This is a genomic window from Streptomyces europaeiscabiei (assembly GCF_036346855.1).
Taxonomy (GTDB): Bacteria; Actinomycetota; Actinomycetes; order Streptomycetales; family Streptomycetaceae; genus Streptomyces; species Streptomyces europaeiscabiei.
The window spans coordinates 3,923,856-3,936,950 of record NZ_CP107841.1; the positions used below are offsets into that span (position 1 = coordinate 3,923,856).

10 protein-coding genes and 1 tRNA gene are annotated in these 13,095 nt (G+C 67.9%); 7 read left to right on the forward strand and 4 right to left on the reverse strand.

The genetic code is table 11. The annotated features are described in order from the left end of the window. Positions 1-93: 93 nt before the first annotated feature. Entirely contained in the window at positions 94-1,827 is a 1,734-nt protein-coding gene (locus OG858_RS16980; RefSeq protein ID WP_328544752.1) for a peptidoglycan-binding protein, read from the reverse strand. 917 nt (positions 1,828-2,744) lie between these two features. On the opposite strand from OG858_RS16980, the gene OG858_RS16985 reads away from it, so the two are divergent. From OG858_RS16985 to glxA, 7 genes are all read left to right on the forward strand, one after another. Beyond that, positions 2,745-3,185, forward strand: a complete 441-nt coding sequence (locus OG858_RS16985; protein WP_319064936.1) for a hypothetical protein — start codon at positions 2,745-2,747, stop codon at positions 3,183-3,185. Next, entirely contained in the window at positions 3,185-3,820 is a 636-nt protein-coding gene (locus OG858_RS16990) for a hypothetical protein (RefSeq protein WP_319064937.1), read from the forward strand. Before OG858_RS16985 ends, OG858_RS16990 begins: the two co-directional genes overlap by 1 nt. 69 nt (positions 3,821-3,889) lie before the next feature. Then, positions 3,890-4,525, forward strand: a complete 636-nt coding sequence (locus tag OG858_RS16995; RefSeq protein WP_319064938.1) for a hypothetical protein — start codon at positions 3,890-3,892, stop codon at positions 4,523-4,525. A gap of 84 nt (positions 4,526-4,609) precedes the next feature. Beyond that, on the forward strand, positions 4,610-5,053 hold the full coding sequence (locus tag OG858_RS17000; protein WP_086749144.1) for a hypothetical protein: 444 nt from the start codon (positions 4,610-4,612) through the stop codon (positions 5,051-5,053). Between the two features lie 120 nt (positions 5,054-5,173). Next, positions 5,174-5,250, forward strand: a tRNA-Lys gene (locus OG858_RS17005). Between the two features lie 459 nt (positions 5,251-5,709). Continuing rightward, positions 5,710-7,707 carry a glycosyltransferase family 2 protein gene (locus OG858_RS17010; protein WP_086749143.1) on the forward strand — a complete coding sequence of 666 codons (1,998 nt, stop codon included), beginning with the start codon at positions 5,710-5,712 and terminating at the stop codon, positions 7,705-7,707. Beyond that, positions 7,704-9,641: a radical copper oxidase GlxA gene (gene glxA, locus OG858_RS17015; RefSeq protein ID WP_319320810.1), complete on the forward strand. Its 1,938-nt coding sequence runs from the start codon at positions 7,704-7,706 to the stop codon at positions 9,639-9,641. The genes OG858_RS17010 and glxA overlap by 4 nt, the downstream gene beginning before the upstream one ends. Before the next feature lie 315 nt (positions 9,642-9,956). Here the strand turns inward: glxA and OG858_RS17020 are convergent, their stop codons facing one another. The 3 genes from OG858_RS17020 to OG858_RS17030 form a co-directional block, all read right to left on the reverse strand. Next, positions 9,957-10,979: a glycoside hydrolase family 6 protein gene (locus OG858_RS17020; RefSeq protein WP_319064940.1), complete on the reverse strand. Its 1,023-nt coding sequence runs from the start codon at positions 10,977-10,979 to the stop codon at positions 9,957-9,959. A gap of 590 nt (positions 10,980-11,569) precedes the next feature. Continuing rightward, positions 11,570-12,274: a class F sortase gene (locus OG858_RS17025; RefSeq protein ID WP_086750624.1), complete on the reverse strand. Its 705-nt coding sequence runs from the start codon at positions 12,272-12,274 to the stop codon at positions 11,570-11,572. A gap of 8 nt (positions 12,275-12,282) precedes the next feature. Then, entirely contained in the window at positions 12,283-13,026 is a 744-nt protein-coding gene (locus tag OG858_RS17030) for a hypothetical protein (protein WP_328544751.1), read from the reverse strand. Between the last annotated feature and the right edge of the window lie 69 nt (positions 13,027-13,095).

Here is a 13,095-nt window from a genome sequence, read left to right on the forward strand (position 1 = left end):
CATGTGGGGGTGTGTGTCGGTCGGGGGTGGGAGGGGTGGGCCGGTCTTCTTGGGGGGAGCGGCTCCAGGTCCCGGTCGGGGCGGGGCCGTCCGTCAGGCGAAGAGCCGGCGCCAGGTCTCGGGGCCCGGGTAGCCGTCCGCCGCGCCGCCGCGCCACCCCTGGGCCCGCTGGAACGCCTCCACGTTCCGCCGGTCCGACTCGCCCCAGCGCGGCCCCGGATCCGAGGTGTAGTACTTGCCGAACCCCTTCTTGACCAGCTGCTTCCCCAGCCGGGTGACGTATGCGTTGTCCGCGCCCGGCCGGAACATGCCGCGCCCCGGATAGCCGAGGACGCCGTGCGAGGCGGGCGTCACGGGAACCCCGGGAGCCCCGGGACTCCGGGGAGTCCTGGGAGCTCCAGGTGTCACGGGTGTCACGGGACCTCCGGGCAAGTCGGGCCCACCGGGCGACACGGGCCCACCGGGCGGGGTGGGCCTGCCGGTGGTGGCGGGCTTCCCCGATACGCCGGGCGGGGCCGCCTCCCCGGACGCTCCGGACGTGCCGGAGGTACCGGGTTCTCCCGGCTTCCCCGGTGGCCGATGCACCACCGGCGGCCGGTGCACCACCGGCGGCCTGGGCTCCGCCGGCTTCCCCCGCGGGCCCGGGTTCCCGGCCGACGGGATGTCCTTGCCCCTCCCGGTGACCAGATACGACCAGGTCAGCGGGCCCGGAATGCCGTCCGCGGAGCGGCCCGACCAGCCCTGCGCCCGCTGGAACGCCCGGGTGGCCCAGCGGTCGGCGTCCGACCAGATCGACCCCGGCCCACCGGTGTAGAAGCGGGCCCCGCCGCGCTGCACCAGCATCTGCCCCAGCCGGGCGACGTACTTGTTCTGCGCGCCTGGCCCGAAGGCCCCGGGGCCCGGGAAGCGGTCGCTGCCCGGCCCGGCGGCCCCCTTCGCACCCGGCCTCTCCGGCCTCTCCGGCTTCTGCGGCTTCTGCGACTTCTGCGGCTTCTCCGGCTTCTCCGGCGGGGCGACGGGTGAACCGGAGCCGCCGGAGGCGGCCGTCTCCTCGTCCGGCCGGCCCGCCCCGTCGTCGATCAGCCCCTTGTAGCGGTACGGCACGTAGTGGGTCGCGTTGTCCCAGTACCCGTACGGGGTGGCCTGCCTGCGGGCGTACGGGCGGGCCGACTCGTAGGCGATGTAGTGGGTCTCGGCGTGGTCCGTCCAGCCGCCGAAGATGACGACGTGCGAGCCCTTTTGAGGGTCCTTCGGATTATGGAAGAGCAGCATGTCACCCGGCTCCAGCCGGTTCTTCGGAATGCGCTGTGCGAACTTGTCGAGGCTTCCCGTCCATTCGTTGCCGGTCAGGCCCCAGGCCATCGAGACGAACCCCGAGCAGTCCTGCCGATAACCGTCGGACCAGTACTCGCGCATGCTGTACGGGACCTCGGCCGCGATCCAGGTCTTGGCCCGCCTGATGATCTCGGCGCGGGTCGTGGGCGGCGTCAGCACCTCCTTCGGCGGCTTCTCCCCGTCCGCCGGCCGACCGCCGGGGCCGTGCAGCGGAGCTTTCTTCCCCTGGGGCGTGTCAGGCCCCTCACCTGCGGGAACGCCACCTGGATGCGCCGGTCCGTGTGCCGCCGCGACCGCCGGCACCGCATGCCCCGCGCCGAGTGCGGCACCAGCGGCCGTGGCCACGACGAGGGCGCTCCTGGCGGTTCTGGCCGCCGGGTGACTCAGATGGGCGTACTGGGCCGAATAGGGCATGACCTGCCGCCAGTGGACACAACCGGGGCATTCGCAATCGACCCCCGGCTCGATCTCCTCGAATACCGGAGTCTCCATGCGATTCCCCTCGCGAACCGACCGAAGAATTCCACGCTTCTGCACGTCCGTCAGTTTCTCAACTGTGCTCCGGTGTCGCATGTTGACGGTCCAAATGATGTACACGGCCCGGCGGGCCCCGAACCCTTCCTCGCACGTGGCGGTCCCGCCGGGGGTGGGCCGCCACGGTCGGCGGCGATCCCGGCCTGCCCGACGTCGCTGCCGGCCGTCGACGGCTGCGGCAAGTCGCGGGCGACTGCTCCCCGACAACAGTGACGGTTCATCAGGAGCGGCCAACACGCCTTCTGGGAAACGTAGTTACCGTACGGTTCGGTAATTCTTGAAGTGACTCCTCGGTAGAGTTTCGTTCATTGAGTCCGGTCGCGCTCGATCTTGACGGCCGCGCCCGTCGGCTGCATGATCAGCGCTGAACCAGAGCCGCGTAACCCCGAAGAAACCTCCCCATGGGCCTTGACCAGTCCCCAGGGTTTCTTCGCACGGGAAAGCGACACGGGGGTTTCGGACAGGCACACCAAAAAGTGCCGCCTTCCCTCGATGTCGCGTTTCTTCCGCCATTGCCCTTCTGCGCGTTCGCGGAACCATCTCCAAAGACCCCCACCTTCTTTGGGAGCCGTACATCACCCCCCCACCCCCACCCCCACCCCCCACTTACGTCTTCACGCGAACTCCCCCCCTTCACACGAACTCTCTCCATTTCGTGACCCCTTTCCTCGCCTTCTGACCATGTCTGCAGGTGTGAAAGGGGCGCCTACGGCTGCCCTGAAACTGAATTATTTCGGTATCCAGAAAAGATTTCCGAGGGTGTTCTTGAAGCCTTGACTTCACCTTCGAGCAGCCCCATATTGATTCCCGACCACCCCCACCCTCGAATTCTGACGTCGCTGGACGTCCGTTTTCGTGGACCCAAGGAGAAACAAGTGGCGATCACTCTCCCGTTCAACCGCAAGGCGGTTCTGGCCGCTCTTGTGATCACAGCCGCCGCGGCCACCACGGTCGCGTTACCCGGAAGCGCCGAAGCCCAGTCGGGGTCACGTATCTGCGGGAACTACTGGGAGGCCCGGGCCAACGGAAAGACGGTCGGGATCATGGCCAAGGTCCTGGAGGTTCCCAAGGTCGACTTCGGAATCTGTCTGCGCGTCATCGACAAGACGAACAGCATCAACGGCCGGAGCCTGCCCGGCTACAACGGCAAGGTGACGTGGAACCCGCGCCAGCCCATCCGGTCCTGGACCTGCGAGGACGCCGGCGATCTGTTCAACGACACCTACGGCGACGACCCCTGCCTGACCATGAACCGGGTGGACCTCATCGGCCAGGTGGCGAACCGTACGCCCGTCGAGTGGTCGCAGGTGTACTGATGCGCAAAAACACCTGGTGGCATCGCGTTCTGATGTGCGGCACCCTCGCCATGGCGACCCTGGCGACGACCGAGGGCACGGCGAGTGCGGCCACTCAGTGCTTCAGCCAGAGCTATTCCGACGGGGCGAATATCGTCCCCGGCACGGGCGGCGGAAACATGACCCGCTCGATCACCCGGCAGCGGGCCGGCAACACCTGGGACGACTGGGTCTGGCGCGGCACCGAATTCCAGTGTCCACGGGGCCGGACCTGCGAATACGCGTGGGACAAGTCGAAGACGACGACCACCGGCTGGGCCATCGGCGGCGGGACCGATCTCGGTAACGCCAGCTCACCCTCAAAGAAGTGGTACAACACCGTCCTCGGCCTGGTCGGTGGTTATCAGAAGACCACGCAGATCACCACCTCATTCACCTGGACCGTGCACCTCAACGGCGGTGACGTGGCACAGCCCATTCAGGTCGCGGTCCGCCGCTGGACGCAGGGCGACTTCGCCGGCGGCTGGGTGAAGACCAACCGGGGCTGCCGAGGCGGAACCACCTACGAATGGAACGGAAACGTTCGGTTCGGAAACTGGACCCGCGATGTCTTCGAGAAGGAAAAGGTCGGCTACGCCGTCAACGGCCGGATGTGACCTCGCACATCAGCCGACGCACCCAGAAACAATTCCGGGTATTTCCCTTCTCCAGGAAAGGACACAACCATGCGCAATAGAGCTTGGTGGCATCGCGTTCTGATGTGCGGAGCGCTCGCCATGGCAACCTTGGCGACGACCGAGGGCACGGCGAGTGCGGCCACTCAGTGCTTCAGCCAGAGCTATTCCGACGGGGCGAATATCGTCCCCGGCACGGGCGGCGGAAACATGACCCGCTCGATCACCCGGCAGCGGGCCGGCAACACCTGGGACGACTGGGTCTGGCGCGGCACCGAATTCCAGTGTCCACGGGGCCGGACCTGCGACTACGCATGGACGAAGTCGAAGACGACGACCACCGGCTGGGCCATCGGCGGCGGCGTCGACCTCGGTAACGCCACTTCGCCCTCCAAGAAGTGGTACAACACCGTGCTCTCCCTGGTCGGCGGCTACCAGAAGACCACCGAGATCAGCACCAACTTCACCTGGACCGTGCACCTCAACGGCGGTGACGTGGCACAGCCCGTCCAGGTCGCGGTCCGCCGCTGGACGCAGGGCGACTTCGCCGGCGGCTGGGTGAAGACCAACCGGGGCTGCCGAGGCGGAACCACCTACGAATGGAACGGAAACGTTCGGTTCGGCGACTGGACCCGCAACGTGTTCGAGAAGGAGAAGGTCGGCTACGCCGTCAACGGCCGTATGTGACCGCGTAGTTCGCCCCCGCACCCGAACACACCCCGGGGTCGACCCTCCCCCCACCGCCCCGGGGAATAAGTCAAGGAGGTACCCATGAGGATCCAGCGCATCAAGCGACGCACGGCGGCACTTGCGGCCGCCGGTATGGCGGCGGCCCTGTTCGCCGTCGCCGTCCCCGGCACGGCCGAGGCCCAGTCCGGCTCCCGCATCTGCGGGAACTACTGGAAGGGCTACTACAACAACGGCCAGAAGGAGGTCACCTGGTCCCGGGTGATCGAGGTTCCCAAGAGCGACGGCATCTCCTGCGATGTCGCCATCAACAGAACCGACAGGGTCGGAAACCCTCCGCAGGAGACCGTGAACCTCGGCGTGAAGTGGGGCGCTCGACAGCGGTTGCAGAACGTGACCTGCGAGTACTTCTCCCAGGACGTCCTGGACTCCAAGCACGGCGACGACGTCTGCAACAGCATGCTGCGTGCGGACAACGTGATCCAGGTCAAGAACCGCACCATCAGCCAGTTCTACTTCAAGGCCTGAGCATGCGGTCCGGTCGCCCGTCTCCCCCACCGGGAGCCGGGCGACCGGCCGTTTCCAGCCGAGCGAACCGCGCACCCGTGGTCAGGAGCACCCCCGCCCCTCCGCTAGAATTTTTCTCGCGCGCCGCTAGCTCAGTTGGTTAGAGCAGCTGACTCTTAATCAGCGGGTCCGGGGTTCGAGTCCCTGGCGGCGCACCACCCGGAGAGGCCCCTCGCGAGCACGAAGCGCGAGGGGCCTCTCCGCATGTGCACGCCACCTCGCACGCTCCCCCTCACGCTTCCCCCAAATCCTCCACCAATGCCCCAATAACGGCGTATGGCCGGTAAACGCCGCGTTTCGCATCTTGTGATCAAGCCTCACGCCATAGAACCCTGGGCTGCAAGAGACTGCCGATACACGGCAGTTCGGGGGCCATGGGCGGTTTGCGCCCGAGAATGGGGATCTCGGCCCCCCGCCGAGGCATGCGACGTACGCGCTCAGGCACAAAAGATGCCGAGGGGGCATCAATGCAACCGGATGGCCGTCGTCCCGTGTCTCCATGGTGTAGATCACATGGTGACGATGGCCCACTGATGCGTCCGTAACGGTCGAGGGGGACTGATTCGGACGAAAGACCGACGAACACACACTCGATGTGTGTGCGGGGGGAATGACTCATGACGTCGACGCCGACGGGCGCCCGGCATAACCAAGATCCATCCGAAACGACCCGGCTCAAGGTGCCGTCACACCGGACCGGCACATTCCGCAAGCTGCGGAAGAACCTTCCCAGATACGACTACGAGCACTACAGCCGCCTCGCGGGACCACTCACCCAGCCAGACCCGACCAGGCCCTACGAGGTCCAGTACCGCTCCCTGATCTCCCAGGAGCCGCACCGTCTGCGGGTCGCCCTGATGCTGGCGGCCGCACCACTGCTCTCCCTGGTCCTGCTCGGCTGGCTGCTGCAGCAGGAGCACTGGACCAAGCGCGACTACGTCGAGTACGAGTTCCTGCCCACCCTCGACATGGTCATGCTGATCTCGATCGGCCTGATCGAGTTCTTCCGCTGCATGAACGTCCTGTCCAACGCGCACGCCACCCTGGTCGCCCGCGACCCGATCCCGGTCGTGCCCGAGACCGGCACCAGAGTCGCCTTCCTCACCTCCTTCGTACCCGGCAAGGAACCGCTGGAGATGGTGACGAAGACCCTGGAGGCCGCGGTCAGGCTCCGCCACCGCGGGCTTCTGCACGTGTGGCTGCTCGACGAGGGCGACGACCCGGATGTGAGGACGGTCTGCGCACGCCTGGGCGTGCACCACTTCTCCCGCAAGGGGATCGCGAAGTGGAACCAGCCGAAGGGCCCGCACCGGGCCAAGACCAAGCACGGCAACTACAACGCCTGGCTGGACGCGCACGGCGACGACTACGACTTCTTCGCCTCGGTCGACACCGACCACGTGCCGCTGCCCAACTACCTGGAGCGGATGCTCGGTTTCTTCCGCGACCCGAACATCGGCTTCGTCATCGGCCCCCAGGTGTACGGCAACTACGACAACTTCGTCACCAAGGCCGCCGAGTCCCAGCAGTTCCTGTTCCACGCGCTGATCCAGCGCGCCGGCAACAAGTACGGCGCCCCCATGTTCGTCGGCACCTCCAACGCCGTACGGATCAAGGCGCTCAAGCAGATCGGCGGCCTGTACGACTCGATCACCGAGGACATGGCCACCGGCTTCGAGATCCACCGCCACAAGAACCCGGCGACGGGCAGGAAGTGGCGCTCGGTGTACACGCCGGACGTGCTCGCGGTGGGTGAGGGGCCCAGCGCCTGGACGGACTTCTTCACCCAGCAGATGCGCTGGTCGCGCGGGACGTACGAGACGATCCTCAAGCAGTACTGGAAGGGCTGGTACTCACTGCCGCCGAGCAAACTCTTCAACTACACGATGATGATCATCTTCTACCCGATGTCCGCCCTCAACTGGATTCTGGCGGCGCTGAGTTGCACCCTGTTCCTGGGCCTGGGCGCCTCGGGTGTGAACATCGATCCGACGGTGTGGCTGATGCTCTACGGCAACGCCTCGGCCCTTCAGATAGGCCTGTACGTCTGGAACCGCCGCCACAACGTCTCGCCGCACGAGCCGGAGGGCTCCGGCGGTGTGGCCGGCATGGTGATGTCCGCGCTGTCCGCGCCGCTCTACGCCAAGGCGCTGATCGACTCGGCCCTGCGCCGCAAGAGCAAGTTCGTCGTCACACCCAAGGGGGACTCGGCGAGCCCCGACAGGTGGTTCGGCACCTTCCGGTACCACTGGTACTTCATCGTCATCTTCGGGGCCTCGATCGCCGCCGGTTTCGTCTTCGGCAACTCGCACCCCGCGATGGTCATCTGGGCCGTCTTCGCCATGACGATCACCGCTCTCCCCATCTTCGCCTGGCGTTACATGCTGAGGCAGGACAAGAAGAAGGCCGCCGCCGCGGCCGAGCTGCAGGGTTCCATGGTGGCGCCGCCCGAGGCGGCTCCCGCACCCTTCGCGCCGCCACCCGCACCGCACGCCCCACACACACCTCACGCTCCCCAGCACAAGCCGAGCTGGGCGGCGTCCGGGTCGGGCAGCGGGGGTAGCGACCAGACCATGCAGATCGCCCTGGGCGGACTTGGGGGACGTAAGGAATGAAGGACCGTGCAGGCCGCCGCCGCGCCCGTCGCCTCGCGATCGGCGGGGCGGTGGTCCTCGCGCTCGCCGGGATGAACGGGCCGTGGGTGTACCGCTTCAGTACCGAGAAGTACCACGACTACAAGATCAACAGACCCGAGTACAAAGCGGCCAACGGGCACTGGAAGGTCGTGGAGTTCCCGGAGGAGTACCGGCAGAACACGATCCACGCCGCACTCCTGCACACCGGCAAGATCCTGCTGATCGCGGGCTCCGGCAACGACGCCGACAACTTCGACAAGAAGAAGTTCGACACCCGCGTCTGGGACCCGGTCAAGCAGACGATCAAGCGTGTGCCGACCCCGGCCGACCTGTTCTGCACGGGGCACACCCAGCTGTCCAACGGCAATCTGCTGATCGCGGGCGGCACCAAGCGCTACGAGAAGCTGAAGGGCGATGTCACCAAGGCCGGCGGCCTGATGATCATCCACAACGAGAACCCTGACAAAAGGATGCGGATCAGGGCGGGGACCAGGTTCGTCGGCAAGGCGAACGGTAAGACGTTCGTCCTCAAGGACACCGTCGACATCAAGAAGGCAGTCAAGACCTTCGATCCGGACACCGGGAAGTTCACCGGCAACAAGCCGGGCATCGCGCGCGCCTATGTCGAGGCCGAGAGGCGCGGCAAGAAGTACGAGACGGGGACGGAGGACAACTACCGGGTCGCGGGTCTGAAGGGCGTGGACGCGCGGAACACGTACGGCATCGCGCAGAAGCTCGCCCTCGACAAGAAGGACTTCCAGGGGATCAAGGACGCCTACGAGTTCGACCCGGTCGCCGAGAAGTACATCAAGGTCGACCCGATGAACGAGGCCCGCTGGTACCCGACGCTGACCACCCTCAGCGACGGCACCGTCCTCAGTCTCTCCGGCCTCGACGAGATCGGTCAGCTGGTCCCGGGCAAGAACGAGATCTACGACCCCGAGACCAGGAAGTGGACGTACACGAAGGACGTCCAGCAGTTCCCGACGTACCCGGCGATCTCCCTGATGCAGAACGGCAAGCTGTTCTACTCGGGCGCGAACGCGGGATACGGGCCGGACGACATCGGGCGCGACCCCGGTGTCTGGGACCTGAGGACCAACAGATTCACCAAGCTCCCCGGCATGAGCGACGGCAAGCTGCTCGAAACCGCCGGGACCGTGCTGTTGCCTCCGGCGCAGGACGAGAAGTACATGGTCATCGGGGGCGGCGGGGTCGGTGAGTCGGAGCGGTCCAGCAAGAAGACCCGGCTGATCGATCTGCTGGCCGACGAACCCAGGTTCGTGGACGGGCCTGAGATGGCGAAGGGCACGCGGTATCCGCAGGCCTCGATCCTGCCCGACGACACGGTACTCATCTCCGGCGGCTCGGAGGACTACCGCGGGCGGGGCGACTCCAACATCCTGGAGGCACGGCTGTACAACGCGAAGACGGGTGAACTGCGGCGGGTGGCCGACCCGTTGGTGGGTCGGAACTACCACGCCGGGTCGATCCTGTTGCCGGACGGGCGGGTCGTCTTCTTCGGGTCGGACTCCCTGTACTCCGACAAGGCCAACACCAAGCCGGGGGAGTTCGAGCAGCGCATCGAGATCTATACGCCGCCGTATCTGTTCCAGGCCGCGCAGCCGACTCTGACGGGTGGGCCGAAGACGGTCGCGCGCGGCGGGAAGGCGACGTTCGGTACGCGGCACGCGTCGGCGGTCAAGTCGGCGCGGTTGATCCGGCCGAGTGCGTCGACGCATGTGACGGATGTGGACCAGAAGTCGATCGAGGTGGACTTCGAGGTCACCGGTGACGAGATCACGGTGACGGTGCCGAAGAACCGGAATCTGGTGCAGTCGGGGTGGTACATGCTGTTCGTGACGGATGACGCGGGCACGCCGAGCAAGGCGCGGTGGGTGAAGGTTCCGTAGGCTCGTCTTTCGGGTGCGGGTGCGTGGGGGCTGGTCGCGCAGTTCCCCGCGCCCCTGAAAGACCAGGCCCGGCGGGCCTGGAAGGCGACAGGCCAGCGGGCCTGGAAGGCGACAGGCCAGCGGGCCTGGAAGGCGACAGGCCAGCGGGCCTGGAAGGCGACAGGCCAGCGGGCCTGGAAGGCGACAGGCCGGCGGGGCGAAAAGCTGGGGGCGGAGCCCCCGCTTTTCAGGGGCGCGGGGAACTGCGCGGCCAGCCACGAACGACCCGCAGCCGCCCAACACCCCCACGCCTCACCCCAGTGGGCGCGCCGCCCCTCAGTCAGACGCCTTGGCCAAGTCCAGCGCGTACTCCGGCCACCACTCCCCCGCCTTCGGTCCGCCCTTGCACTCGCCGTCCGATTCACCAGGACGCTTCACCCACAGGTACGCGTCCACCAGCGAGTCCGCCGTCTTGGTCGTCGGAGTCTCCCCCAGCGCCCGCCCCGGCGGGTTGCACCAGCGTTCGTCCTCGTCGCCCTCGGTCCAGGGGCCGTTGCCGTTACGGCTGGTGTCGACGACGAACGGCTTGTCGCCGATCTTCGAGGAGAGCTGCTTGCCGTAGTCGATGGAGTCCTCGGTGGTGTAGAAGTTCGAGACGTTGACGGCGAAGCCGTCCGCCTTTTCGACTCCGGCCCACTTGAGGGGGTCGTAGATCTCCTCGGGGTCGCCCCAGCCGGCGTTGCCCGCGTCCAGGTACACCTTCGTGTTCTTCAGCGCGCCGAGCGTCTCGATAGCACCGTTCAGCAGGTCGTACCGCTCCTCGTGGAACTCCTCCGGGGTGCAGCCGTCCACCACGTGGAGCACCGCGTCGGGCTCCAGGACGACCGTGGCCGCCCGGTCCCCGATGCCCTTGGCCACGCCGTCGATCCACGACCGGTACGCGTCGCCGTCCGCGGCGCCGCCGCCGGAGTACTGGCCGCAGTCGCGGTGCGGGATGTTGTAGAGGACGAGGACGGCGTCCCGGTCGGCCTTCTCCGCGGCCTCGGTGAAGCCCTCGGCCTCCTGCTCCGGGTTCTCCGGGCCGATCCATTCGCCGGTCGGCTGCTCGGCGATCATGCGGATCAGCCTGGCGTCCTTGTCCTTGCCCGCCTTCTCGTAGGCGGCGACCTGTGTCGCCGCGTTGCCCCGCGGATTGACCCAGAACGGGGCCGTGCCGCGCGGCTGTTGCGTGATGTCGGAACCGGAGGACGGGTCTTCCTCGCCGTCACCGCTGTCTCCCCCGAAACAGCCGGCGAGCAATAACGCCGCCCCCACCACCCCCACGGACGCCCGAACCCCGGCCCCCCTACTGCCGTACATCCAACTCCCCCTTGGGTGCACCGTGTCGTAAGCCCCAATCCTGACATAAGTCCCGCCTCGCCCACGAGGTCGTCGCCGCCTTGGCGAGAAGCTGTCGACTCCTGACCACGACGGGTGGACTGCGTGTGTGGATGGGGGCGGAAAACGCCCGTAAGACCGGGCGGAACACCAGGACGGCTCGACTCGCGCCAAGCGCCCGCCGCCCGACTTCATCTGGACTGATGGCATAGAGCCGCGACCTGTCGACATGGCGTCAACAGCCTCTGGCCGGTGGCGCCCGCACGCTCTGGAGTCGCGGACGAACGGCCCCGGCCCCCGGCCTGTCGTTCCCCTCCGTCCTCCGGGTACTCCGAGTTGTCATACCTCCCGTGTCGGCGCCGGGTTACTCCCGCAACCCGAGCCCGCGCACGGTCGAGGACCAGCCCGGTCGGCGGCCCCCGGGGGAGAGGGTCGCCGACCGGGCCAGGTGTGCGCTCTCAGGGGGTCGCTCTCAGGGGGCTCTTACGTTGCTGCTCCGGTCAGGGTCCCGGATCCGGTCAAAATCCCGGGTCCGATCAGAATCCTGGCTCCGATCAGAATCCCGGGTCCGATCAGGGTCCCGTCCCGCTCAAGTACGCGGAGACGACGACATTCGCCGTGTAGGTGCGGCTCGTCCTGTCGAAGGTGCCGCCGCAGGTGACCAGACGCAGTTCGGCGCGCCCCGACTGCCTTACGCCGTAGGCCTGTTGGGCGTCGAAGTCATCGCGGCCCATGACCTGGACGTCGTCCACGGTGAACTCGGCCATCCGGCCGTCGCTGCGGGCCACCCGGATCGTCTCGCCGACGCGCAGCGCGCTCAGCTTGTAGAAGACGGCGGGCCGCGTCTCGGTGTCGACGTGCCCGACGAACAGCGCGGCGCCCGTCGCCCCCGGCCGCGCACCGCCCGCGTACCAGCCGACGACACCCGGCTGACCGTAGGAGGGCGGTTCGATCGCCCCGTCCCGGTCAAGGCCGCGAGCCACGACCGGCGCCTGCACGCCCATCGAGGGGATGTCCAGTCGCTGCGGCCTCGCGCCTCTCAACGGCTGCGCTGCAGGCGGTAGTTCGGCCAGGGCGGGCCGCCCGACCGCCGCCACGTCGCCGGTGGTCGGCGCGGACCCACCCGTACGTACGTCGGTGACCTCGCGGCCCCACAGCCACAGGCCGAGCAGCAGCACGGCCCAGGCGACACCGGTGACGACACGGCCGGTTCCACTGCCCGGTCTGGCCCCTGTGCCGCTTCCGATTCCGTCGTCGGAGTAGTCCCGTCCCGACACGGCGACCCCTACTCCGTACCGCGGCCGCGACCACGGCGCGCGCCCCGCGCCACGACCGCCGCCGCCGCGACCCCGGCGAGGACCAGGCCGACCACCGCGTGGCGGGTGCCGGGGCCGGCACGCCGGGCGTCGTCCATGGAGTTGGCCGGATCGGCCGAGCCCCGCGCGCCGGCCGGATCGGCCGCCGCGAGCCGGGCCGCCGCTCCGCCACCGCCTGCGCGCACGGGCGCGACCGGGGAGGCGGGCGACGACGGCCGCGGGGAGTAAGCGGGCTTGGAGGCCGGTGGTTTGGAGGCCGGTGCTTTGGAGGCCGGTGCTTTGGAGGCCGGTGGTTTGGAGGCCGGTGGTTTGGAGGCCGGTGGTTTGGTGAACGGTGGCTCGTTGGCGGCGGGCTTCCCGTCGCCGACCTTGATGGTCCCCGTGACCTTGTCTTCCTTGCCGTCGCAGGTGATCCGTACGCCGTAGGTACCGGGTTTGAGCGAGGACCGTACGCGGGTCTCCCCGGCAAGCGTGCCGAGGCTCCTGCCGCTGAGCTGGGTGAGCAGCGCGTCCGCGACGAACGCCTCCGACGCGGCCGTTCCGGACTTCCCCCCGCAGCCCTTGGCCCGCACCTGGATGTCGCTGCCTGGTGCCGGTGAGGCCGGCACCACCGAGACGTTTCCCGAGTCGGCCGCGTGGGCCGGGGGCGCCGACGCGGCCAGCGCGGCCGCGACCACCGCACCGGCGCAGAGAGTGACTCGCACTGAGCCCATGGTGAACCTCCAGACACCTGAGACTCCCCCGCCGGACACCGAGCCGCATCCGGGGAGGTGCCGCGACTG